Genomic DNA, 24224 nt, shown 5'->3' on the forward strand with positions numbered 1-24224 from the left:
GGCTTTGCCTATAGAATTATTTTACACCAATTACTTAGAAATTAAAAGAAATTTTTAAGTTCTCCCTTGATGTTGGAAATCTTATCATTAATTGGGCAGCCACCTTGAGCAAAATCCGGCTTTCCACCACCGCGACCATCAACAACTGCATTGATTTTTTTAATAATATCACCAGCTTTATATCCAGTTGCAACATAATTTTTAGTCACCCCGACAAAGTATGAACATTTGTCCTCAAATTGTGTTACTAAAATTACAATTCCTTCTTCAATTTTATCTCTAAAATCAAAGGCAAGTTGTTTCGCTTTAGCAGCATCAATCATTTCTTCTACAAACAACACTTTAACTCCATTGATTTCTTGAATATCATTGGCTTTACTTGCTGCATTTAGCGCATTTAATTGTCCGCTTAATATTTCAATCTCTTTTTTAGTGTTGGAAAGTTCTTCAGTTAATGCAGTAACTTTTGCAACTACTTCTTTACGATTTTTAAGTTTTAAAATATTACTAATAATATCAACCGTTTCTTTTTCTTGAACTAACGCTTGATAAGCAGTCTTTCCAGTAACCGCCTCAATTCGACGCACTCCACTACCAACACTCTCTTCAGCCTCAATTTTAAATAATCCAATATTTGCACTGTTTGAAACATGACATCCACCACATAATTCCATTGAATAATCACCGATTGAAACAACCCGAACCTTATCGCCATACTTCTCATCAAACAACGCCATAGCACCACTATTAATGGCTTCATCTTTAGTCATGTGTGCAATATCCACAGCAACTCCATCAAAAATGACATTATTAACCTGATTCTCAATTAATTTAAGTTGTTCATTTGTTATTTTTTCAAAATGAGTAAAATCAAATCTTAAACGATGATCATCAACATAAGAACCAGCTTGATTAATATGTTTTCCAATAATTTCTTTTAAAGCTGCTTGAAGAATATGAGTAGCACTATGGTTAGCAATAATCTTATTTCGCTTAGCTTTATCAACATCTAAAGTTAAAATATCACCAACTCGAATCGTTCCTGTCTTCAATTTAACGAAATGTAAATGCTGTTGATTTGGTGCTTTTAGCACATTAATTACTTCACCCTGACAATTTTCATTATAAACATACCCAGTATCTGCACATTGACCACCCATCTCAGCATAAAAAGTTGTTGTATCAAAAATGACTTCTCCATAATCATCAATTCGATCTGTTTTAACACCATCTTTAAATAATCCAATAACTACACTATTGATATTTGTTGGATCATATTCAAAATTCGATGGTAAATCAAAGGCCATTAAATCAGGTTTCTGACTTGCCATACTTTCACTATCAGTACGTGCTCCACGCGATCTTTCTTGTTGTACTTTAAGCTCTGCTCTAAAAGCCTCTTCATCAACTTTTAAATCTGATTCTTCAGCAATTTCCAAAGTCAATTCAAAAGGAAAACCATAAGTATCGTATAATTTAAAGGCATCCTTTCCACTAATCACACCATCAGTATTTTTTGCAATAATACTACTTAATAATTTTTCACCATTTGTTAACGTCTTATGAAAAGCTTCTTCCTCTTTTTTTACTAAGTCACTAATATAACTTACTTTTTCTGGTAGATAATCATAGAATTCTTTCATAATTTCGCTTACAACATCAACTAAATCATACATAAACGCTTTTTCGATTCCAATTTGCTTGCCATAACGAACAGCTCTTCTTAAAATTCTCCTCAAAACATATCCACGACCTGCATTATCAAATAATGCTCCATCAGCAAGTGCAAATGTTACAGTCCGGATATGATCAGCAATAACTCGATAAGCCATCTTATTTTCTTGATATGAAACATTGGCTAATTTTTCTACTTCATGGATAATTGGTAAGAAAAAATCAGTATCAAAATTTGTTTCTCCGCCTTGGATAATACTAGTAATTCTTTCTAATCCCATCCCAGTATCGATATTTTTTTGTGGCAACTCTTTATAATCTTCACGAGCTACTCCTTCTTGTGAGTTATATTGTGAAAATACTAAATTCCAAATTTCAATATATCGATCATTTTCTAATTCTTCATAAAACAACTTTGTTCCTAAACCATCAGGATCATATTTTTCCCCACGATCATAAAAAATCTCTGAATCGGGTCCACATGGTCCCTCGCCAATTTCCCAAAAGTTACCTGGTGTTTTTAACATATGATCAACAGCAACACCTTTGACATTAACCCAATAGTCATAAGCTTCCTCATCATGATCATGAACTGTAATATATAATTTATCTTTTTCAAAAGCAAACCATTTTTCATCAGTTAATAATTCCCACGCAAAATCAATTGCATCTTTTTTAAAATAATCACCAATTGAGAAGTTCCCTAACATTTCAAAAAATGTATGATGACGAGCTGTTTTTCCAACGTTTTCAATATCATTAGTACGAATTGACTTTTGAGCATTTGTAATTCGTGGATTATCTGGAGTTATTGTTCCATCAAAATATTTTTTAATTGCTGCTACTCCAGCATTGATCCATAGTAAAGTTGGATCGTCATTAGGAATTAATGAGTGGCTAGGTTCAACTTTATGACCTTTGCTTTCAAAAAAATCCAAAAACATTTTTCTAACTTGATTTCCTGTTAATTGTTTCATCTTGTTCTCCTTTACAATATAAAAAGTCGCCCTATTGCTAGGAACGACTTTAATCGCGGTACCATCCTAGTTCATGAAAACTCATGCCCTTACTTGACTGGTAACGTAGCCTACACGGTAATCTTTAATTACTCTCCAAAGTAGCTTTCCTATAAAATGATAAGTATTTTCACCAGCCATACTTTCTCTGAAAGATCTATTTTATAGTACTTTTCTTTTTCAACGATTTACCAAATTATAAACTATCCAATTATATTTTTCAAGACTATTAATTTATATCTTTACATCTTTGCTTTGAGTTCATACATCATATCTTCAACACACTCACATTCACTCAACAAAATCATTAGTGATGCAACTGTTAATCCAATTAGTATTTTGCTTCTTGTCATCATATATCTCACCTCAGTATAGTTTACCTTTATTCAAGAAAATCATACACATTTAAGGTTTCAATTGTTTTAAAACGACTTTTTAAGCTTGTTTTTCGACGACTGTCTTGATAATTTGCTAAACCATGCATAAAAGCTTTAGAGCTTCCTAAAATAAAGAGAGACTGTTTTGCTCTTGTAATCGCTGTATATAATAGATTACGCCGTAGCATAATATAATAATCAGACAAGACCGCCATAATAACGATTTTAAATTCATTTCCCTGCGATTTATGAATCGACATACAATAAGCATGAGTAATTGTGTTAAAAGTATTACTTGTATATTCAACAAAATTACCATCAAAATCAACAATCAGTGTATCTTGCAAATATTCAAAATTATCTTTTCGACATATTTCAACAAGCGTTCCAATATCACCATTAAAAACATCATCATCAGGTCGATTTTTTAACTGCAAAATTTTGTCACCTACACGATATTCCTTGCGGCCAATTTGATATGAATCATTAAATTCATCAATCGGATTAAAAACATCTTGTAAAGCATCATTCAAAGCATCGATTCCAGCCACTCCCTGATACATTGGTACTAGTACTTGAATATCATTTGTGTCATAACCTTCGTCAATTGCTTTTTTTACTATTATCTTAACATTTTTTACGACATCATAGTTTATGCAAGGAAAAAAGTTTATATCCCGATATTGCTCAAAAAGATCCATATTTTCAATTTCATTATGAATAATATGATGAGCCAATTGAATAATTCCTGAATCCTTAGCTTGTCTGAAGATTTCATCTAGCTCAATCGTTTTCACTCCAGCTTCCATCAAATCCTGTAATATATTTCCAGGTGCAACCGAAGGCAATTGATGGTAATCACCGATAAATAATACTTTATTGATTCCTCGACCCGCCTCAAAAAGTTTACTCAACAATAAACAATCGACCATTGAAAACTCATCAATGATCAAAACATCTAAATCTAATGGATTGCTTTTATTCATAGCAAATGTGTTACTATGAAGATCCCATTTTAATAGGCGATGAATCGTACAAGCATAAATTCCAGTTAATTCTGTCAATCGTTTTGCAGCCCGACCAGTTGGCGCAACTAAACCAATTCGATCATCTGGGTACAATACCGAATACACTTTTAAAAGTGCTTGAACAATTGTCGTTTTCCCAGTTCCAGGTCCGCCTGTCAAAATCATGCAAGAAGACTTTAAAAAATAATTTAGGGCTTCTTTCTGCTTGGCAGCATAACATATACCTTGAGTCTTTTCATAATTTGTCAACAATCGTTCTACTTCTTTTTCATCAAAAAGTTCATCGGGTTTATTTATCCGTATTTTTAAATATTCAGCTATATTTTTTTCAGCCTCATCCATTTCAAAATAATAATACTTATCACCACGTTGAATAATCAATCCTTCATCAATCAATTCATCAAGATATTCATTAAACGATACTTCTTCAATATTATATATTATTTTAGAAAACATTATTTTGATTTCATCAAGGTAACAGTATGTACTCCCAGTATTAAACCCATATTGCTTAATACTGTAAATAATCCCAGCTTTAATTCGATTAGGATTATCAAGTGTCCCACCTGTTTTTAAAGCTAACTCATCAGCTGTTTTAAATCCAATCCCATCAATATCCTCTACTAGTTGGTACGGATTGTTTTGAAGTATTTCTAATGTTTTTTCTTGATAATATGCTTGAATCAAGCCCAAGTTTTTCAGACTGATACCATGTCCCATAAAAAACTGCATTACTTCTTGATCATAATCACCATTAGTCAATGCTTCATAAATTATTTCCCGCCGTTTTTCAGTCATTCCTCTAACCAAATCTAAATTATGTTTATCTTCTTTAATCTTTTCAAGACACTCTTCACCAAGTGTATTTACTATTTGTGTTGCCAAAGCTTTACCAATCCCCTTAAATAGCGGACTAGATAAATATTTAATAATTTCTTCACTTTCTTTTGCATAAATGATACGATATTCTGATAATTTAAACTGTTTACCATATTTAGGATGAATTTCGTAATCACCAATAAAAGCATATTTTTCATAATCATTAAAATTATTCATATAACCATTCATTGTGATCAACTTATCTTCCTGCTCAACTTCAATTAAAGCAACGATATAATTAGAAGATTCGCTATAAAAACGAATCTTCTTAATATAACCTGTATATTCAATCATTATAAATACTTGATTGGCTGCCCATCTTTATAGACAGTTTCAATCGTTCCACCACCAAGACAAATATCACCATCGTAAAAGACTGCAGCTTGGCCTGGAGTCACCGCTTTTATTGGTTTATCAAAAGTTAAGTAAACAGTATCTTCATCAATAAATTCAAGTTGAATTGGATTATCTGGCTGACGATATCTAAACTTAGCGTTACATGCAATTTTATCTATTGGTTTAGTTGAAGCAATCCAGTTCACATCAGTAATCAGAGCCCCGGTTGAATATAACCAATCTTTTTGATCTCCTTGACAAATATATAACACATTTTTATCATAGTCTTTCCCAACGACAAACCATGCATCACCTGGACCACCAATCCCTAATCCTTTACGCTGACCAATAGTATAGTACATGATTCCTGAATGATCACCAATCACGTTCCCAGTTTCTATATCAACCATTTTTCCAGCTTGAGCTGGAATATAATTTTGTAAAAACTCTTTAAAATCACGTTCTCCGATAAAACAAATTCCGGTACTGTCTTTTTTATCTGCTACTGGTAAGTTCAATTCTCTAGCGATTCGACGAACTTCTGTTTTATCTATTTCACCTAAAGGAAATAATGAGTTTTGTAGCTGTTGTTGATTTAATTGACATAGAAAGTATGTTTGATCCTTATTATTATCAAGGCCTTTTAACATCACCGAATCTGCTCCTTGATAATGTTTAACTTGGGCATAGTGACCTGTAGCAATATAATCTGCATTTAAAGTTTTAGCAAAATCTAAAAAAGCTTTAAATTTAATATGCTTATTACATAATATATCGGGGTTAGGTGTTCTACCTTTTCGATATTCATCTAAAAAGTATGTAAATACATGATCCCAATACTCTTTGATAAAATCCACCCTTTTAATAGGAATCCCAAGACATTCAGCTACAGCCTTGGCATCATTATAATCTTCTTCTTGTGGACAGATATCATTATCATTAGTAGGATTACCTAAAATATCATTATTTAACTGGCTATCCCAATTACGCATAAACACACCAATAACATCATATCCTTGTTCTTTTAACAAATAAGCAGCAACTGCTGAATCGACACCACCACTTAATCCTAATACTACTCTTTTTGACATTCTCGTCACCTCACCGTACTATAATACCATTATTCGATTTAAAAAACTACTACTTTAAATCAAAAAAAAAGGATGAAATATCCTTTCTTAACCTAATCTTGACATTGGTAACATTGCTGCTCCGATTGCTCCACAATCTTCTAATTTTGTTCCTAATAACGGAATATATCCGCGCATTCCTACATGAATTTTTGAGTTAAATTGTTCTACTAAGCGATCATAGAAATATTCACGAGATTTCATTACACCACCACCAATTACAAAACAGTGCGGATCAACAGTGTGAGCAATATTAGCAAACATTGTTGCTAATTCTGAAATACATTCATCAACTATACTTTGTGCTTTTAAATCACCTTCGCTAGCCAATCTAAAAACATCTCCAGCATGATTTACTCTATCTTCTCCTAAAAGTTCTTTACCTTTACGAGTAATTGCAGTACCACTAGTTTCTCCCTCAGCAGCCCCTGGATTTAAACCTCCGAATTTATAACCATTGTTTTTAACAATAATATTCCCAATTTCTCCAGCATGTCCTCGACCACCAGAAACTAATTTACCATCAACAATAAAGGCTCCCCCAATTCCTGTTGAAATAGTCACATAATAACATGTCGGATAATCTTTTCCAGCACCTAATAAAGCTTCTGCTAATCCAGCAACATTTGCATCGTTATCAATAAAAGTTGGTAAATTAAAACGATCTGCTAATTTATCACAAATTGGATAATTTTCGAATCCAGGTAAATTTGTTGCCATGATCATTGTACCTTTTACTGTGTCAACAGGTCCAGGTACTCCAATACCAATTCCACTTACACCTTGTAAACCACCACAAATTGATGTATCTAAACTTTCAATTTGACGAATGATTTTAGCACATACATAGTCAGGACCATTTTCTCTTTCAGTATTATCTTTTACTTCACTATAAGTTTTACCATTTTCATCCACCAGCAAAGTACGAACATTAGTCCCACCTAAATCAATTCCAATATAGTATTTCATATCTTTCCTCCTATAATCTATGTAAATAATTATACAATAAACAACTCTTTATTTAAAGGTGTCTATAACAAACTTTTCTCTATTTTTTCAAACAAAGCCGGCACAGGGCAAATTATCTCTTTATCTTGAAGATAATTTAGTACACCAAAGGTTTTTACAAATTTTATTTTATAAGCATGCAGCAATTGATTATTTAAACCAAAAGTCTTCTTAATATATTTATTCAGTTCAAAATCTCCATATTTACGATCACCAATAATTGGGTGTTCAATACTTGATAAATGTACTCTGATCTGGTGCATCCGTCCAGTTATTAATGTAACCTCAACAAGACTATAATCACAATTATATTTTAACGGCCTAACAATCGTTTCCATCGTTAAAGCCCCAGGATAGTCTTTCTTTACTAATTTAACTTGAGCCTGATTCTCTAACTTGACCATATATCCGTGTAAATTTCGCTGATGACTCAATTGTCCGCGACAGATCGTTAAATATTTTTTTTCAATGCAATGACGTTGCTTTATCATTTCATTGAGATTTTGCAAAGCTGCCAAAGTTTTACCAAAAATTACAATTCCACTAGTATTCCTGTCTAAACGATGAACTGGTCCTGGCATAAAAGTATTTTCTCGACTTAGATCTAGTTCATTTTTTGAAGCAAGATAACTTAAAACCTGATTTGTTAAAGTATTAATGCTTTCATTTGCATCCTCATGAACTAAAAGCCCTGCTGGTTTAAAAACAATCAATACATGTTTATCTTCATAAAGAACACTAAACGTTCTATTAACTTCATAGATACTTTTGGTTTCTGTAAATTCTTTGAATTTATCATCATATAAAAACATTTCGACCTCATCATCTAATGATAAAATATATTTTTCATCCACTTTTTTCCCATTTACTTTGATATCTTTTTTTCGAAACATTTTATATATAAAATTATTTGGAGCATTAACTAGTAACTTTTTTAAATATTTATCAATTCTTTGATTAGCATCATTTTCTGTTATTTTTAATTTTTTCATTATATCACCTTGAAACATTATAACAAAATTTGCTAAAAACGCCTAATACTTTTATTGTAACCCTTTACATTTTATGAAACTGATGCTATAATTGATTTTGTTAAGTGAAGTATTTCGCTTTACATACCCCCTATTATCACCCTTACGTGAAATAATAGAAAAAAGTATGCACCCCCGCATACTTTTTTTGTTATACTTTTAATGAGGTGAAACTAATGGAAAAGAAAATATCATCAGAAATAATCTATGATGGAAAAATTATCACTGTTTATAAAGACAAAGTAGAATGTGAAAATGGGAATCTCGCAACTCGAGAAGTAGTTCGACACCACGGCGGAGTTGGCGTTCTTGCTATTGTTGATGGCAAAATTTTATTAGTAAAGCAATATCGGTATCCTAATGCTGTAGATACTTTAGAAATTCCTGCGGGTAAATTAGAATTAAATGAAGATACTGCTATATGCGCTTTACGAGAATTAGAAGAAGAAACTGGCTACAGTGCTAAAAAGATAAGTTTAATTTCTAAGTTTTTACCAACTCCTGGTTATAGTGATGAATGGCTTTATGTATACGAAGCTCATGATGTTTACAAAGTCGAAAATCCTTTAGAGTGTGATGAAGATGAAGTAATTGAATTAATTAAAATGGATATTGATACCGCTTATCACAAAGTAGTTAATGGCGAAATCTTTGATTCTAAAACAATGATTGCAATTTTGCATGCTTATATTAATAAAAACAAATCATAATGATTTGTTTTTATAAAAAAAGTTTCACCAAAGTGAAACTAAACAATCTAATTGGCGGTCTGGACGGGACTCGAACCCGCGACCTCCGCCGTGACAGGGCGGCATTCTAACCAACTGAACTACCAGACCAATATAATGGCGGAGACAGAGGGATTTGAACCCTCGCGCCAGTTTCCCGACCTACACCCTTAGCAGGGGCGCCTCTTCAGCCTCTTGAGTATGTCTCCGTCTGTTGCTTAAACATAATATCATATGTAAAAAGTTTTTGCAATAATTTTAGCCAACTTTTTTCTATAAAAACTTACTCTACCTGATAAAAAAGCAAATTATTTCGTTTAAATCAGTCTTATTTAAAAAATAATTTTTTTATTTTTTTAAAGGAGCAGACCCTTGCTCCTTTTATCACACTAAAATAACATAACAATTATTCCAACACTAATTCCCAAAACAATTGCAAAAGTAACATCGCTCAAATAATGGACAAACAAATACAATCTTGAAAAAGCCATTAATGCAGCAAAAATCATGCAAATAAAGCCGACTCTAGGAAAAAAGAAACATACAGTCGTTGCGCATGCAAAGCTTGAAGTAGTATGTCCTGAAGGAAATGAATAATCACTCGGAACTGGAATCAACATTTCAACATCATGATATGTATGACATGGTCGCTTACGCCTTACAATCGACTTAATTGTCACTTGACCGATGACTGTTGCTAATATTAGCGCTGCCAGCATTTTTTGAGAAAGCAGCTGTGTTTTATCATTAAGACTTAAAAGTAAAATTAAAACAAGCCAAATCATTCCAAAATCACCAATTCCAGCAATAAACTTCATCGCACCACTAAAAAAACGATGATGATAAAACTGCGGGAAAAAGTGCGATGTTTTAACATCTATTTCTTTAATCTTCTGCAAAATTCGCATCATCTTCCTCCGCTTCTGTAATTAATAAATAAATCATTTTAACTATATAGACTATTATTACATTAAAAATAATGAACAATACTAATTTTACTGCCATTGTCGATAATAAACCATTACCCGCAATTAAACTAGAATAATCAGGAATAAAACTTAGTAGAGCATTTAAGCTGTTAAAAATAACCGCATATATGGATAAAACTAGATTAACATAAAAATCAATAATGCTTTTAATTATTCCAGCAACAATACCTGGTCCCTGAATAAAATCTTCAAAACCGATAAAAATTATTAATCCTAAAAATGATATCAGTCCCACCACGATAACAGTATAGACAAAATTAATAAAATAAGACAATAGTCCCCGTTTTTCTAATAATATTTCATCATTTGACTTTTCAAATAATTCTCCCTCTTCCAACTTAGTTCCAGAATTACCATTAATAATATCCATCAATTCATTAACGCGTTCAGGATCACATCCTATCGCTGTTCTTGTTTTTGAAAATTCATCATCCTGATATAAATTCTCTCTTTTAAAAACAGTATCGGCAATTTCGTTGTCAGTTTCTGAAACTTCTTCTGACTCTAAAACCTCTTCAATTGACTTTTCCAAAGTTGCAATACTTTGGGGATTAGAAAAATGTTCATCATCCACTGGCGCTACAATAACATCTTCATCTTCAAATAACGATGTATTGACGGTATCAGCTTCACGATTTGCAATTTCTCCCAAAAAATAATGATATGTATTGCGAACTAGTTCAATCAACTGCTGATCATTTTGATACTCTTCAAGCAGCTTAGCGTATGTTTTATCTAGTGTTTCAATATCCATATCACTAGACATCCCTAATAACGGCGAAAATATTTCCATTGTATCGTAACGTGCAAAAAGAAAAATATTAATAATTTCTAAATTATTTCTTGCAATTTTAAATACCCTTGGACCAATCGATTCTTGTACCAAGCATAAATCACTTAGATAAATTACATTGATTAAACATTGATTAGCTGCATAAAGAAGATTTGGATAGTTTGCAATTACAATTGCCTCACTTGGTTTGCAGTTCATTTGTTCAAGAGTTGTTTTTAAAACAGCAGTATCTGGTAATGGTAGATTATCGCTATCGCCGCCAATAACAAAATCAACTTTGTCATACAATCTTGTTAATTGTAAATATTGAATTGCACGTTTTGTTTTATGAGTTGAAACCACAGCAATTTTAATCTCTTTTTGTTTAAAAAATTGTAACAGTTCATCCGTTCCCTCTTTTTTTATTGTCTCAGGCTTTAACTTTGCATACTCGTATAAATCACGTTCAATCAACTTATTAATATCATCGGGATTAATATCTTTAGAAATTGGAAAATCGTTATACATTGTTTTCATATTTCCAAGGGCTTCCTCGAAAATATCTTTAGTTAATTCAAAATTGTGAGTTTTACAAATCCTTTTAAAATAATTAAATCTAAGCCGATTTAGATCTAATAATCCTCCATCCAATGATAAAATAACTACTTTTATATTGTTAATAGTTTGTTTGTAGAACATTGCCAGATCACTCCATTCACCTAGTAATTATAGCATAGCTAATGTCATTTTTCATTAAATTTAACTTGCTTTTATGTTTAAATAGGTGTATTATAATATCTGTCCTCTCTCCTTAGCTCAGTTGGTAGAGCAACAGACTCTTAATCTGTGGGTCCACGGTTCGAGACCGTGAGGGGAGACCATTAATAAATTTCCGTAATTCTTATTTATATAAGTTTTACGGTTTTTTTATTATAAAATCATAACCACGCCTAAAAGACGTGGTATGCACCCGCCCTGTAAGGGCATGCTGTTGCGCTAGTCATTCGACCACTGAACGCCTTGACAGCCGCAACGTCATTTGCTCACTGACCCTCAAAGGGTCTTTTACTTTTTTTCTTTTTCTTGTACCCTTCACTGGTTCTCCTGTGAACGGGTCAATAAATTCTTCCATACTCATTTGATCACTCAACTTATCTTCCGCTAACTGATTTTGAATATATTCTCTCACTGTCTTCTCGTTCTTTCCTACTGTATCTACAAAATAGCCTCTTGCCCAAAATTTTCGATTTCTATATTTATATTCCATACTTGCATGACGATCAAATATCATAAGCGTTGACTTGCTTTTCAGGTATCCCATGAACTCCGCCACAGAATACTTTGGTGGTATTTCTAATAGAAGGTGAATATGATCAGGACATAACTCTCCTTCTATCAGCTCTACTCCCGGTTTTCTTTCAATTAAGGTCTTTATAATTAATCTTATATCATGTCTTAATTTATTGTATATTGCCATCCTTCTAAATTTTGGTACTATTACAATATGATATTTACATCTATATGATGTATGTGATAAACTTTTTGTGTCTTTCATAGACTAACCTCCTCGTTATTTTATTTGCAGCTGCCAGGCTACAATTATTATATCACGAGGAGGTTTTTTACCCAGACGCTAAAGCTTTATTGTTACCACGCGCATAGCACGTGGTTTTTGTTTCACAATAAAAAACACTATGTCATGCATAGTGTTTAAAACATCGTCGCCATTAACAATACTGCGATTAGATTTTTTGCAGCATGTAAAATGATCGGAGCTATAATTGTTTGACGTTTTTCATATACGATTGAAAAAGATAAACCTGCCATCATATATGGAATCAATTTAATCCATTCACTCATATCACCAGCTAAAATATAGCTGTAAACATGTAACAAGCCAAATAGGAATGCTGAAATCAAATGAGCCCAAACCATATTTTTTTGTCGTAAACTGTTGAAAATCAGACCTCTAAATAACAACTCTTCAATAAATGGTGCAATAATTACTGATTGAAAAAACATTAATAGAAAATTAGATTGCACAAGAGTTTCCACTAATGTCTGGTTAGCTGCTTCGCCTGATTGAGGGGCTACAAGATTGACAATCAGTTCCCCTGCAATTGAAAATAAATATGCTAAACCAATCCCGATCGTAAGCACCCATATTATATTTTCCAAAAAGTCTTTTTTAAAAACAAGCCAGTTTTCTTTAATAAAACCCTTAAACACAATAATCAAAGGAATAGCAGTTGCAATTCCGATGAATAAATTAAAAAATGCATTTAAACTATTAGTTGAAAAATCATTAGCTATATATACTGTATATAGCTTCAAAAAATAATTAATTACAATTGGTGCAAAATAAAGATACCAGGGAAAAATCAATATGACCCCTATCGCCTTTTGCCTACTATTTAATTTAATTTTTTTTATCAAATTCAAATTAACACCTCGTTAAATATTATTTTTATCTTCTAAATCAATTTCTTCAAAAAATACCGCTAAACTAGTATTTAGTTCAGCACCAAACAAATAAGTAGTCAAAGCCGCCACGATAATATTCAAAATTAATGGAATCGGTAAAATCATCTCAACAACAGCAGAAAGTACTAATACTAAGATAGCCCATCCTAAATATGACAAATACAGCATAAATAAAGTTCGTTTATGTCCTTTCATTAAACGAGCTGATTCACTCATTGCCTTGGCACCGCGTATATTATATTTTTCTAATACAAAAGGTGTTAAAGCAAATACCAAACTATAAATAAACGCTACAATTGCAATAATGATGATACCAATAAAAAAGATTACTCCTAGTGTTCCTAATGCTTCAATTACAGTTGGATCATTTAAATATGCACTTACATTAGTAGAGTATACAGCAGCTTGCTCAATAATTGCTCCTAATTGAGAAAAAACATTACTGTCTACTGTAAATCTAGCAATTACGAATATGATTAATCCAAGCAGCATCATAATCACCAATAATAATATTTCTCTAATAAAATATGTGCCAAATAAATCTTTAAAACGTCTTAATCCGACTACCCCATCTTGTTCAATAGTGACCTCATCACCTTGTTCATTGACTGTTTTTAATGCAGTTACCACATTCCCATGACCAAAGGGCAACATTATAATAGTTACAATCAATGAAAGAAATGGTATCACCCCGCCAATTTCTGAACCAATATAATTAGCCAAAGTTGTTATTACACTAATAAACACAAATACTGTAACTATATTATTACGATTAACTAAAACACTTTTAGCCTTTAATTTAATATCACGAACATTCATCTTTCCTCTACCTCCATGGGGCTATTATAGCAAATATCTGACTCAAAAGGAAACTATTTAATATCCAAGCTTGTCTTAATTGCTTGATTGATCAGATTCATTACTTGGCTATCAATCATTCCAACTTTTTCTTTAATTCGCTGTTTATCAATCGTTCTAATTTGTTCTAGTAAAACTACACTCTTTTTTTCCAATGAACTGCAATCAACCATCACATGGGTTGGTAACGGATTTTTTGTTAATCGTGAAGAAATTGGCGCAATAATCACTGTTGTCGAATATCGATTGCCCTTATTATTTTGTAAAACAATCACAGGTCGATATCCTCCTTGTTCACTCCCCACTACCGGAGATAAATCAGCATAATAAATTTCCCCTCTATGTATCATATCTACAACTCCTTTAGTGCAGTATATGAATTAGAACTTTTTTTATTCTATGAAAATCTTTTTACTAATCGGATAATTATGATATGATATTTGCGTGGAGGTAAAAAGATGATAACAGCAGTAATTTTTGATATGGATGGTTTAATGATTGATAGTGAGAGAGTTACATTCGAGGGATATAAGCATGTATTAGCTAAACATAATTTAACATTGTCATTAGAAGCCTATAAAACTCTTTTAGGAAAGCCTGTTAAAGCAGTCTATGAGCTTTTCCATAAAGATTATGGCGACGATTTTGATGTTGAGGAAACAATTAAAGCAGTTCATCAATATATGGCTGACTTATTTGAAAATGAAGGGGTTCCTTTAAAAGAAGGATTAATTGAGTTACTAAAGTATTTAAAAGAAAACGACTATAAAACAATTGTTGCAACCAGTTCACAGCGTCATCGTGTTGATCATATTTTAGAATTATCTGGTTTACAAAAATATTTTGATGATTCCATTTGTGGTGACGAAGTAACAAAAGGAAAACCTGATCCTGAAGTATTTTTAAAATCATGCCAAAAATTAGGAATTACGCCCGATGAAGCTCTGGTTCTCGAAGATTCTGAATCCGGAATTAACGCTGCCTATAGTGCAGGCATTAAAGTAATTTGTATTCCTGATTTAAAATACCCTGATCATAAGTTTGCGATAATGACTAATAAGATCATGGACAATTTATCAAATGTCCGTGATTATTTGGCGAATGAAAATCATTAAATAAACACCAAGAATTAATTCTTGGTGTTTATTAATTTATCGATAAACATAACAATTCTTTGTGTATTATGACCATCTTGATATTTAAAAAACATATCTCTAAATGCCTTAATATCATATTTTTTATTACCTTGCAAGGCTGCAATAACTTGCGTTTCATTATAACAGATTGCTCCGGGCATGACCCTTCGATAATCCACAAAACATCCTAATGTTTCAATATATTCATCTAAATCCGGAACAAAAAAACACATTGGTTTATTTAATAAGGAATAATCAAAGATAATTGATGAGAAATCAGAAATCAAGACATCACAAACTGCGAATAAATCATGAGTATTTTCATGATTCATATTAATCACTCTAGAATCGTCTGATAGCGTAGTTTTCAATAACAATGGGTGAAATTTAAAGATTATTACGTATTCTTCTCCCAGTGCATTTAAAACTGCTTGAGCATCAAAGTCAACTGTTTTAAAACCCTGATAAATATTTCCTCTAAAAGTCGGTGCATATAAAATAACCTTTTTTCCTTTTAGAATCGGATATCTACTATACATACGTGCTTTCGCTTGTGTTAAATAATATGGATCAACAAGATGATCCACACGTGGCATTCCTGTAATAATAACGCCCTGCTCGGAAACGTTGAAAGCTTCTTGATAAGGCTGCTTCCAATAATCACTATTTGCAATCACATAGTCATAATTTTTAATAGGATATTCACGTTTGATAGCATTTCCAAACTTTTTGATTGCTCCAGTCGCATGCCATACCTGAATAACTTTAACGCCAGGTCGTTTAAAATTACTAATTACATAGTTATTGTCTGTAATCAAAACAACTTTAGAAGTATTAATTACATAAATTTGCTTAATACAGTTTAACATATACAAAAAATTGTTAATTAAACTTTTTTTATTATAATTTATTAATACCATTTTTAAACTATATTTGTTTTCTTTTTTTAACTCCTGATAAATAAGTTCAAGATCACTTTCAAGTTGATTCGACTCTAATGAAATAAAGGCTATTTGTCCTTGCTTGATTGAACATCTTAAAACAAATATATTGGCTATTTTTAAGATAATATTAATAATAATTTTCTTTATTCCCATCTCATCACCTACTTTAATAAAATTTCAATAACCCGTTTACTCGCATTGCCATCTTCATGATTATTAAACTGTTCATTAAATATTTGCAATCGATTATAGTCAAATTTTTCAGAGAAAATTTTTTGGATCAATTCATCCTCACTTTCAATAACATCGCCTGGTAAATCATGATAAATATCTAAATAAAAGCCTCTTAACTCATCACGATAAGTGTCTAAATCATACATAAAAAAATAAATTGGTCGTTTTAATATTGCATAATCAAAAAATACACTTGAATAATCTGTAACTAAGACATCGGCAATTAAATACAAGCTGCTAATATCTTCTTTAGGATCAATGTAGTAGACAAATTCTTTAACTGCCTCTAAATCAAAATCATTTACAATTAAATAATGGGGTTTAAAAATAACAATATAATCTGTACCTAGAATTTTTTGCCACTTTTTAAAGTCAACTTCTAATTTAAATGTATACCCTTTTAAATTATATGAATTGTCACGCCAAGTTGGCGCATATAAAATTATCTTCTTACCCTCAGGTAAATTTAATTTATCTTTTATTTTTTTTATATCATCAGAATTATAATTTGATAAAATATCATTTCGTGGATATCCCGTTTCAATCAAGCGCTCTCTCTCAATCGCAAAAGCACTTTGAAAGACTTCAGTTGTAAAAGCACTAGGACTAATCATATAATTATACTTACTTACATCATTATCGTAGGTTGAACGCATTTCTTCAACGCTCATTTCACTACGATAAAAGGTTGTTCCTTCTGGAACTTCAATATCATGTGCTAATTTTTTTAATGGTGTCCCATGCCATGTTTGTAAATAAACTTGGCTATCTTTTTTCAAAACATATTTTGGGAGCTTACAATTAGCAATCCAATATTTACTACGCGCTAGATAGAAAAAATAAGCAATACTAAAATACTCAATAATTCTAGCATTTTCAATTTTTAATTTTTTTTGTTTATGATTTTTTATTGCATAAATGCAACGATAATCAGCATATTGTGAATGTTTTGAAAGATATTGGTGAATTGCCATTGGATTATCAGAATAACCGCGACCATGAAAAGAAATAAAAAGAATTGTTTTTTCCTGACAAGGAATAAATCGATATACGAATCGATATAAAATTCTGATTAACTTACCGAGTAGTTTCTTTAATATTTTCATTTACTTTCCTCCCATAAAAATAAGGGGTAAACCCCTTATTTAAAAACTGCTTCAACAACTCGCATAGCAGCATTCCCATCTTCCCATGAACAAAAACGTTCATAAAATTGTTCATAACGTTGTTGATATTCTTGATTCAAACTATTCAGATTCTTGATTTTATCAATAACTTCTTCAGTAGTATAAACCAATGGTCCTGGTAATTCTGTTTCCATATCAATATAAAAACCTCTTAATACATCACGATATTTATCTAAATCATACGTATAGAATAACATCGGCCTTTTTAAATTAGCATAGTCAAAAAACACACTAGAATAATCCGTAATACAAATATCACTAATTAAATAAATTTCTGTAATATCATCATACTTACTCAAATTATACGCAAACTCTTCTAGTCCCGTAACATCTAATGCATCAGCAATATAATGATGTGTTCTTAACAATACAACATATTCATCACCAAGCTGCTGCTTTAATAAATCTAAATCTAATTTCAATTTAAACTTATATTTACCATTTCCATAATACTCATCATCACGCCATGTCGGAGCATACAAAATAGTCTTTTTATCTAGAGGAATCCCTAATTTTTTCTTCAATTCTAAAGCTATTGCATCACGGTTTGGTAACGATAATAAATCATTTCTTGGATATCCTGTTTCCAGCATGTTACCATCGTACATAAAACAACTTTTGAAAATATCACTAGAGAATTTATTCGGTGCAATCAAATAATCCCATTCTTGTTTTTGACGATAAAATTGAGCTTTATAGGTCGGCGAAGCAGCAGTAACCTCTTCTTGATCAAACGCTAAACGTTTCAGTGGCGTTCCGTGCCACGTTTCTAAAAAAACTTGTTCCTCCCGCTTTCTAAACCATAATGGCTGACGAATATTAAAAACAAAATATTTAGAAACGCCTAAATAATAAGCATATTCCCTTGTGAATCTTTTGACAATCTTACCTTCGTAAGGCAATTTTTCTTTAGGATCATTTAATACCCAAATAAACTTATATTTACCTGGATAATTCTTCGCCAAATATTCATAAATATATTTAGGTGAATCTGCATAACTTTTTCCCATAAAAGTTTCAAACATAACCGTATTTTCTTCAAGCGGTTTATTAATATATTTATGACGATATAAATATTTATTCATCTCGTTTTTATTTTTTAAGATCTTTTTAAACTTTATTTTTGCTAAATGCCGGCTTACAGTCTTCTTTGCTAACTCAAGATCACCATTTAGACCAGCTTTGATCATTTTTTTACTATAACGAGAACTTTTATTCAATAAACGAGGATGAATATTTTTTAATATTTCTCCCATTGCTTTAAATCGTTCGTTACGCCAAATATCATCTTTACTGCGACGAATCTTTCGTGCAAAAAACTTTGTGTAATATCTAAGCATTTTCGAATCTAAATAATAACGAATATAACTATCTGGAGCTACTAAAGAAGCACTATAGCGATAAGCCATCAAAAATTCATCAAATTTATTTTCAGAATCTTTTATTTGTGATAAAGCAGGTGTATTGATTGGATCATTATGTTTTCTTTTAACAAAAATTGCTTGTTCAACACGATCAAAACTCTTTGCGTAATTAACTAATTGGATTACAAAAGGAACATCAGTGTAATAGAAAAAATCTTCGTTAAAACGAATTTGATGCTCATCAATCAGTTTCTTTTTTATTAAAACATTTAAGACAGAAATATTACGAATAGCATGTCGGCTCCGAATTAAAACATCTACCATATATTCATCAACATTATTTTGGTCATATACTTTTTCAATAAATTTATCATCATAATCATGATCTTTATCTTTTAAGTTTAATTCATTATTTTTTTCATCACCCATGGTCTCAAAAACTTTCTTTTTGAACCATGTAAAGCGTCTAATTCCTGCAACTAAATCTAAATCATTTTGATTAGCACAAGTAATTAATAATTTTAAAGTATTTGGCATCAAATAATCATCACAATCAATAAAATAGATATATTCACCACTTGCATGTTCTAAGCCAATATTTCTTTTTTTAGCAACACTAGAATTTTCTCCAGCTTCAAGGATTTTTAAATTAATATCATACGCTTTGATATCTTGATCAATCTCTTTTTTATTATTTACAACAAGTAAAGTTTCATAATCATTTAACCGCTGTTCATAAACACTTTCTAGACAATCATGTAAATACTGTTTGTAACGATCGTAAGGGATAATTATACTAAGTTTCATCTTTACACCTATTTATGTAGATCGTCCTTAATTTTTGTTGTTGAAATACCATCAGTTCTTGGTAAATAGACAACTTCACAGTAATCCTTTAAAAAATCAAATTTACCTTCCCAATCATCACCCATTACAAATACATCTACATCATGTTCTTGAACATCTTTAATTTTTTGATCCCAAGATTCCTCAAAAATAACTTCATCAACGTATCTAATCGCCTCTAAAATCAATTTTCGATCATGATCACTATGATATGCCTTTTTCCCCTTCTGCGCATTAAATGCATCACTACTTACCGCAACAATCAAGTAATCACCCAGCGCTTTTGCTCTTTTAATAATATTCAAATGACCTACATGAAATAAATCAAATGTTCCGTATGTAATAACCTTCTTCATTATTTTCACCTATCCTTTTATCCGATCTAAAACTTTTTCCCAAAATCCAATTTGAGGATTTTGAACAATTCGTTTTTTAAATTTATTATCTCTTATTTTAGCCTTTTCTTTGTTCGTTAAACTGTTATAGTAATCAACATATTCACCATAATGATCACATACTTCCCCGACTTCACCATATTCTTTTAACATTCCTCCCTCAATCCACATTGCTGTTTGACAAAAATTTCGAACTTGAGGCAATGAATGTGAAATAAATATAATCGTTTTACCTTCATCTTTTAATTCATTCATTTTATTTATGCACTTTTGTGCAAAACCTTTATCACCTACCGATAAAGCTTCATCAACGATAATAATATCTGGATTTAAATATAAAGAGATTGAAAAACCAAGTCGTGATTTCATCCCGCTAGAATATTTTTTTACAGGTTGATATAAAAAGTCTCCTAGCTCCGCAAATTCAATAACACCATCAATAATCTCCTGAATCTGCTTTTTTGATAGTCCTAATAAAGCACCTTTAACATTAATGTTTTCTAAACCTGTTAGCTGTTTATTTAAACCGGTATTAATAGCAACCAATGATTGTTCACCATTAATATGCATGACACCCTCATCGATTTCGCTAATTCCCGCCAAGATAAGTGACAGAGTTGATTTTCCTGAGCCATTAGTTCCTAAAATCCCTACTACTTCCCCTTGTGGGATTTCAAAACTAATATTTTTTAAAGCATAAAATCTTTTTGTTTCACTACTTTTAGTATTACCATCATTTTTCTTTTTCAATTTATATATTTTTGAAACATTTTCAAATTTAATTGCGTAATTTTCCATTTCTACCACCTAGATCATATCAATAAATTTATGTTTGAATTTATACATCATATAACAGCCAACAACAAACAGTATTCCAGTAATCCCCCAGAAAGCCAGCATTTGTTTCCAATAATGCATAAATCCAAGGTGATATAAAAAACAATCTCGATACCCACATACAATATAATAGATTGGATTGATTTTCATGACAAAACGAATAATATCAAACAATAACGTCTGTTCACTAAAACGAGAAATCGGCCATAAAATAGGTGTTAAATATAAAATCAAACGCATACACGCTAAAATCAACTTACGAGTATCTCGAGCAATCATATTAAGCACAGATGTAATCATCGCTAAACTCACAGCAAAACAGCAGGCCGCAAAGCAATAATATATAATTCCCAACCACTCGATTGATGGATAGACACCTTGAGTACAATAAAAAATAATCATTAAAAGCAATATACAGGCATGATTAAATAATTCCTTTAAAACTACCGTAGCCGGTAAAACACTAACTGGAAATTTCATTTTAGTAATTACACCCGTCTTTGAAAAAATGGCATTAGCCCCTTGAGTAATACAAGGATTAATAAAAAACCAAACAACCATTCCCGCCAACATCCATTGAATAAAAGGAATTCCATCTACATCTTTACGATTCATTACTAAACCAAAAACAAAATAATATGTTAAAATTTGAATCAATGGATTAGCAAAATTCCAAAAAATCCCCAAACGGGAATCACGAATATCAGATAATAATTCATATTTCGAAATTGAATATATTCTAAATAAATTTGTGAAATTCTCTTTTAGAACATATTTAATACTTTTTAGCATTTTCTACCTCCAAAGCTACTTTTATTTACAACAATAGCATTATAATTATAGCACAATGATAATGCAATTAAAATATCTTTATTTTAGGGGGAAAATATAAAAAAAGAAGGTGTTTTTACCTTCTATTTACTCATCCAGCTTTCGTCACTTGGATCTTTTTTCCAAGCCTTTAATTTTTCCATATCAGCTTCTTTAATATAGTCATTTTCTTTTGCTACACCGATCAATGTATCATAATCAGTCAATGTTACATATTTACATTCAGCCGCTTCAAAATTAATTGTTGCTTTTAGTAATCCATATGTGAAAATAGCAATCATTCCAATTACTTCGCAACCGGCTTCTTTTAGCGCTTCAACGCATTCTAATGAACTCCCCCCCGTTGAAATCAGGTCTTCTACCACAACAACTTTCATGCCGGGTTCTACTTTTCCTTCGATCCGATTGTTACGACCATGGCTTTTTGCCCCACCACGGACATATCCCATTGGTAATTCCAAAATATCTGCCACTAATGCAGCATGAGCAATTCCCGCAGTAGCTGTTCCCATTAAGCATTCTGCTTCTGGAAAATTTTCTTGAACTAATTTAGCTAGTCCAGTTTCTACATCTTTACGAACTTTTGGATATGATAATGTTAAACGATTATCACAATAAATCGGTGATTTAATTCCACTAGCCCATGTAAATGGTTCATTTGGTCTTAAAAAAACCGCTTGAATATCTAATAAATCTTTAGCAATTAATTCTTTCATTATTCTTCTCCTCTACCCTTGAAAATCTTGATATACTTTTTTATATGTTGCGTATGGATCAGCAGATCCAGTAATCGTTCTACCTACTACGATATAACTAGATGTTAATTCGCGTGCCATCGCCGGAGTAGTAACCCGTTTTTGATCATTTACGCTATCATCAGCTAAACGAATTCCTGGCGTTACTGTTATGAATTCCATTCCTAAATTATCATGAATCACTTTAGATTCTAATGGTGAACAAACAACACCATCAAGTCCTGCTTCTTTAGCATTAGTAGCCCACTTTAAAACGACATTTTCTAATGTATCGTTAATTAAAAGCTCGTTATCTAGCACTTCTTGATCAAGTGACGTTAAACATGTAACGGCGATACATAAAGGTCGTTTATCACCTGTCTTGCCTGCTTCTAATCCTTCAATTGCAGCTTTCATCATTGCGATACTTCCTGAAGCATGAACATTGACCATATCTACTTCTAATTTTGCTAGTTGCTTCATTGCACTTTTTACAGTATTAGGAATATCATGTAATTTTAAATCTAAAAAAATGTTATGTCCCATTTCTTTAATCATTTTGATGATTTCAATACCTTCACCATAAAATAGTTCCATTCCAACTTTTACATATAGTTTTTCATCATTGAATTTTTCCAAAAATTCTTTTACTTCTGCCTTATTTTGAAAATCCAAGGCAATACAAATTCTACTATCTGTCATACATACCTCCACATTAATTTGATTATATCAAATTATCAAAATTAATACATTATTAAATTAATTTTTTATGCAAATACTTTTTTCAATTTTATATGATTTTTTCTTAGGGTTATCCGGAATATCATTTTAATTATTTTAATTTAAACCAATAAAAAATAATTTTCTTACCATTTTATAAATAATTATAATTGCTATCAACCTGTGCGCTCGTTCTTTAAACAGGATGGCAAAACTGTCGTTTTAAACCAGCAATTAATAATCTAACGAAGAATCAAATTCAAAAAAAAGTATATCCTAACTTCTGCATAGTTAAGATATACCAGTTTAATCCCGCAGGGATTATCCCATACGGTTATATACCGTCCTCTATAACTAGCATTTTAGAGCCATTTTTTTATTTATATTTAATTTTTAGCAGTAATTTAGCAGTTGATATTTATATTTAAATACTAAACTTTAAAAAAAGTATTTGTATTTTTTCTAAAAAATGTATTGTTCTTTGACATATCTATATAACCTCCTTTAGTATCTTAGTGTACAAAACACTTTTATTCAACACAATCTTGAGCATTTATTGCTTTTTTTATTATAATACTAATGAGGTGTTAAATATGAATTTAAAAGACAGAAAACTGCAAGAGGCAAAAACAAAATTAACAGCATTAGAAGAAAAACTGAAACTTTTAGAAATATCTGACATACCA

21 protein-coding genes, 3 tRNA genes and 1 other annotated feature are annotated in these 24224 nt (G+C 31.3%); of the genes, 3 read left to right on the top strand and 21 right to left on the bottom strand.

What is annotated here, in order from left to right; translation table 11 throughout:
* Positions 1 to 41: 41 nt before the first annotated feature.
* The 5 genes from alaS to KSU54_RS10950 form a co-directional block, all read right to left on the bottom strand.
* A complete protein-coding gene (gene alaS / locus KSU54_RS10930) occupies positions 42 to 2651 on the bottom strand; it encodes an alanine--tRNA ligase (protein WP_003538103.1) in 2610 nt (869 codons plus the stop codon).
* A 36-nt stretch (positions 2652 to 2687) separates the two neighbouring features.
* Positions 2688 to 2883 (bottom strand) — a binding site (T-box leader).
* 189 nt (positions 2884 to 3072) lie between these two features.
* Entirely contained in the window at positions 3073 to 5268 is a 2196-nt protein-coding gene (gene recD2 / locus KSU54_RS10935) for an SF1B family DNA helicase RecD2 (RefSeq protein ID WP_009009062.1), read from the bottom strand.
* Positions 5268 to 6401, bottom strand: a complete 1134-nt coding sequence (gene mnmA / locus KSU54_RS10940; RefSeq protein ID WP_003538101.1) for a tRNA 2-thiouridine(34) synthase MnmA — start codon at positions 6399 to 6401, stop codon at positions 5268 to 5270. Before mnmA ends, recD2 begins: the two co-directional genes overlap by 1 nt.
* Before the next feature lie 87 nt (positions 6402 to 6488).
* A complete protein-coding gene (locus KSU54_RS10945; protein WP_003538100.1) occupies positions 6489 to 7409 on the bottom strand; it encodes an ROK family protein in 921 nt (306 codons plus the stop codon).
* A gap of 62 nt (positions 7410 to 7471) precedes the next feature.
* On the bottom strand, positions 7472 to 8440 hold the full coding sequence (locus KSU54_RS10950) for an RluA family pseudouridine synthase (protein ID WP_020994348.1): 969 nt from the start codon (positions 8438 to 8440) through the stop codon (positions 7472 to 7474).
* A gap of 215 nt (positions 8441 to 8655) precedes the next feature.
* Between KSU54_RS10950 and KSU54_RS10955 the strand changes: the two genes are divergently transcribed.
* The gene (locus KSU54_RS10955; RefSeq protein ID WP_020994347.1) at positions 8656 to 9189 is read left to right on the top strand and encodes an NUDIX hydrolase; all 534 of its coding nucleotides are present in this window, start codon (positions 8656 to 8658) and stop codon (positions 9187 to 9189) included.
* A 52-nt stretch (positions 9190 to 9241) separates the two neighbouring features.
* On the opposite strand, the gene KSU54_RS10960 is transcribed toward KSU54_RS10955, so the two are convergent.
* From KSU54_RS10960 to KSU54_RS10975, 4 genes are all read right to left on the bottom strand, one after another.
* A tRNA-Asp gene (locus KSU54_RS10960) sits at positions 9242 to 9318 on the bottom strand.
* Between the two features lie 7 nt (positions 9319 to 9325).
* Positions 9326 to 9416 (bottom strand) — tRNA-Ser (locus KSU54_RS10965).
* Between the two features lie 180 nt (positions 9417 to 9596).
* Positions 9597 to 10115 carry a phosphatase PAP2 family protein gene (locus tag KSU54_RS10970; protein WP_008791810.1) on the bottom strand — a complete coding sequence of 173 codons (519 nt, stop codon included), beginning with the start codon at positions 10113 to 10115 and terminating at the stop codon, positions 9597 to 9599.
* Entirely contained in the window at positions 10093 to 11667 is a 1575-nt protein-coding gene (locus KSU54_RS10975) for an HAD hydrolase-like protein (RefSeq protein ID WP_117791833.1), read from the bottom strand. Before KSU54_RS10975 ends, KSU54_RS10970 begins: the two co-directional genes overlap by 23 nt.
* A gap of 106 nt (positions 11668 to 11773) precedes the next feature.
* Between KSU54_RS10975 and KSU54_RS10980 the strand changes: the two genes are divergently transcribed.
* Positions 11774 to 11849 (top strand) — tRNA-Lys (locus KSU54_RS10980).
* 119 nt (positions 11850 to 11968) lie between these two features.
* On the opposite strand, the gene tnpA is transcribed toward KSU54_RS10980, so the two are convergent.
* The 4 genes from tnpA to KSU54_RS11000 form a co-directional block, all read right to left on the bottom strand.
* Complete coding sequence (tnpA, locus tag KSU54_RS10985; protein ID WP_335755763.1) at positions 11969 to 12523, bottom strand: IS200/IS605 family transposase; 555 nt, start codon at positions 12521 to 12523, stop codon at positions 11969 to 11971.
* A gap of 155 nt (positions 12524 to 12678) precedes the next feature.
* Positions 12679 to 13410 (bottom strand): CPBP family intramembrane glutamic endopeptidase, encoded by a 732-nt coding sequence (locus KSU54_RS10990; RefSeq protein ID WP_008791812.1) that lies wholly within the window; start codon positions 13408 to 13410, stop codon positions 12679 to 12681.
* 12 nt (positions 13411 to 13422) lie between these two features.
* On the bottom strand, positions 13423 to 14271 hold the full coding sequence (locus KSU54_RS10995; RefSeq protein ID WP_003538092.1) for a DUF975 family protein: 849 nt from the start codon (positions 14269 to 14271) through the stop codon (positions 13423 to 13425).
* Positions 14272 to 14324: 53 nt separating this feature from the next.
* Positions 14325 to 14660 (bottom strand): type II toxin-antitoxin system PemK/MazF family toxin, encoded by a 336-nt coding sequence (locus KSU54_RS11000; RefSeq protein WP_003538091.1) that lies wholly within the window; start codon positions 14658 to 14660, stop codon positions 14325 to 14327.
* A 108-nt stretch (positions 14661 to 14768) separates the two neighbouring features.
* Here KSU54_RS11000 and KSU54_RS11005 point away from each other — a divergent pair, with 108 nt between their 5' ends.
* Positions 14769 to 15425 (top strand): HAD family hydrolase, encoded by a 657-nt coding sequence (locus KSU54_RS11005; RefSeq protein WP_003538090.1) that lies wholly within the window; start codon positions 14769 to 14771, stop codon positions 15423 to 15425.
* 14 nt (positions 15426 to 15439) lie between these two features.
* Here KSU54_RS11005 and KSU54_RS11010 read toward each other — a convergent pair whose 3' ends face one another.
* From KSU54_RS11010 to pyrF, 8 genes are all read right to left on the bottom strand, one after another.
* Positions 15440 to 16543 carry a CDP-glycerol glycerophosphotransferase family protein gene (locus KSU54_RS11010; protein WP_003538089.1) on the bottom strand — a complete coding sequence of 368 codons (1104 nt, stop codon included), beginning with the start codon at positions 16541 to 16543 and terminating at the stop codon, positions 15440 to 15442.
* Between the two features lie 8 nt (positions 16544 to 16551).
* Positions 16552 to 17730 (bottom strand): CDP-glycerol glycerophosphotransferase family protein, encoded by a 1179-nt coding sequence (locus tag KSU54_RS11015; RefSeq protein WP_003538088.1) that lies wholly within the window; start codon positions 17728 to 17730, stop codon positions 16552 to 16554.
* Positions 17731 to 17765: 35 nt separating this feature from the next.
* On the bottom strand, positions 17766 to 19982 hold the full coding sequence (locus tag KSU54_RS11020) for a bifunctional glycosyltransferase/CDP-glycerol:glycerophosphate glycerophosphotransferase (RefSeq protein ID WP_117791834.1): 2217 nt from the start codon (positions 19980 to 19982) through the stop codon (positions 17766 to 17768).
* Between the two features lie 8 nt (positions 19983 to 19990).
* Positions 19991 to 20377 carry a glycerol-3-phosphate cytidylyltransferase gene (tagD, locus tag KSU54_RS11025; RefSeq protein ID WP_008791813.1) on the bottom strand — a complete coding sequence of 129 codons (387 nt, stop codon included), beginning with the start codon at positions 20375 to 20377 and terminating at the stop codon, positions 19991 to 19993.
* 9 nt (positions 20378 to 20386) lie between these two features.
* Positions 20387 to 21214: an ABC transporter ATP-binding protein gene (locus KSU54_RS11030; RefSeq protein WP_008791814.1), complete on the bottom strand. Its 828-nt coding sequence runs from the start codon at positions 21212 to 21214 to the stop codon at positions 20387 to 20389.
* A gap of 9 nt (positions 21215 to 21223) precedes the next feature.
* On the bottom strand, positions 21224 to 22045 hold the full coding sequence (locus KSU54_RS11035; protein ID WP_008791815.1) for an ABC transporter permease: 822 nt from the start codon (positions 22043 to 22045) through the stop codon (positions 21224 to 21226).
* A gap of 122 nt (positions 22046 to 22167) precedes the next feature.
* On the bottom strand, positions 22168 to 22800 hold the full coding sequence (gene pyrE / locus KSU54_RS11040; protein WP_117791835.1) for an orotate phosphoribosyltransferase: 633 nt from the start codon (positions 22798 to 22800) through the stop codon (positions 22168 to 22170).
* A 12-nt stretch (positions 22801 to 22812) separates the two neighbouring features.
* A complete protein-coding gene (gene pyrF / locus KSU54_RS11045; protein WP_003538080.1) occupies positions 22813 to 23520 on the bottom strand; it encodes an orotidine-5'-phosphate decarboxylase in 708 nt (235 codons plus the stop codon).
* Between the last annotated feature and the right edge of the window lie 704 nt (positions 23521 to 24224).

The organism is Erysipelatoclostridium sp. MSK.23.31 (assembly GCF_019125875.1).
Lineage (GTDB): Bacteria > Bacillota_I > Bacilli_A > Erysipelotrichales > Coprobacillaceae > Thomasclavelia > Thomasclavelia ramosa.

What these genes read in the sequence shown, in the direction of transcription:
- alaS (WP_003538103.1), bottom strand. Translation starts at nt 2,651, where the DNA reads ATGAAACAATTAACAGGAAATCAAGTTAGAAAAATGTTTTTGGATTTT.
- recD2 (WP_009009062.1), bottom strand. Translation starts at nt 5,268, where the DNA reads ATGATTGAATATACAGGTTATATTAAGAAGATTCGTTTTTATAGCGAA.
- mnmA (WP_003538101.1), bottom strand. Translation starts at nt 6,401, where the DNA reads ATGTCAAAAAGAGTAGTATTAGGATTAAGTGGTGGTGTCGATTCAGCA.
- KSU54_RS10945 (WP_003538100.1), bottom strand. Translation starts at nt 7,409, where the DNA reads ATGAAATACTATATTGGAATTGATTTAGGTGGGACTAATGTTCGTACT.
- KSU54_RS10950 (WP_020994348.1), bottom strand. Translation starts at nt 8,440, where the DNA reads ATGAAAAAATTAAAAATAACAGAAAATGATGCTAATCAAAGAATTGAT.
- KSU54_RS10955 (WP_020994347.1), top strand. Translation starts at nt 8,656, where the DNA reads ATGGAAAAGAAAATATCATCAGAAATAATCTATGATGGAAAAATTATC.
- KSU54_RS10970 (WP_008791810.1), bottom strand. Translation starts at nt 10,115, where the DNA reads ATGCGAATTTTGCAGAAGATTAAAGAAATAGATGTTAAAACATCGCAC.
- KSU54_RS10975 (WP_117791833.1), bottom strand. Translation starts at nt 11,667, where the DNA reads ATGTTCTACAAACAAACTATTAACAATATAAAAGTAGTTATTTTATCA.
- tnpA (WP_335755763.1), bottom strand. Translation starts at nt 12,523, where the DNA reads ATGAAAGACACAAAAAGTTTATCACATACATCATATAGATGTAAATAT.
- KSU54_RS10995 (WP_003538092.1), bottom strand. Translation starts at nt 14,271, where the DNA reads ATGAATGTTCGTGATATTAAATTAAAGGCTAAAAGTGTTTTAGTTAAT.
- KSU54_RS11000 (WP_003538091.1), bottom strand. Translation starts at nt 14,660, where the DNA reads ATGATACATAGAGGGGAAATTTATTATGCTGATTTATCTCCGGTAGTG.
- KSU54_RS11005 (WP_003538090.1), top strand. Translation starts at nt 14,769, where the DNA reads ATGATAACAGCAGTAATTTTTGATATGGATGGTTTAATGATTGATAGT.
- KSU54_RS11010 (WP_003538089.1), bottom strand. Translation starts at nt 16,543, where the DNA reads ATGGGAATAAAGAAAATTATTATTAATATTATCTTAAAAATAGCCAAT.
- KSU54_RS11015 (WP_003538088.1), bottom strand. Translation starts at nt 17,730, where the DNA reads ATGAAAATATTAAAGAAACTACTCGGTAAGTTAATCAGAATTTTATAT.
- KSU54_RS11020 (WP_117791834.1), bottom strand. Translation starts at nt 19,982, where the DNA reads ATGAAACTTAGTATAATTATCCCTTACGATCGTTACAAACAGTATTTA.
- tagD (WP_008791813.1), bottom strand. Translation starts at nt 20,377, where the DNA reads ATGAAGAAGGTTATTACATACGGAACATTTGATTTATTTCATGTAGGT.
- KSU54_RS11030 (WP_008791814.1), bottom strand. Translation starts at nt 21,214, where the DNA reads ATGGAAAATTACGCAATTAAATTTGAAAATGTTTCAAAAATATATAAA.
- KSU54_RS11035 (WP_008791815.1), bottom strand. Translation starts at nt 22,045, where the DNA reads ATGCTAAAAAGTATTAAATATGTTCTAAAAGAGAATTTCACAAATTTA.
- pyrE (WP_117791835.1), bottom strand. Translation starts at nt 22,800, where the DNA reads ATGAAAGAATTAATTGCTAAAGATTTATTAGATATTCAAGCGGTTTTT.
- pyrF (WP_003538080.1), bottom strand. Translation starts at nt 23,520, where the DNA reads ATGACAGATAGTAGAATTTGTATTGCCTTGGATTTTCAAAATAAGGCA.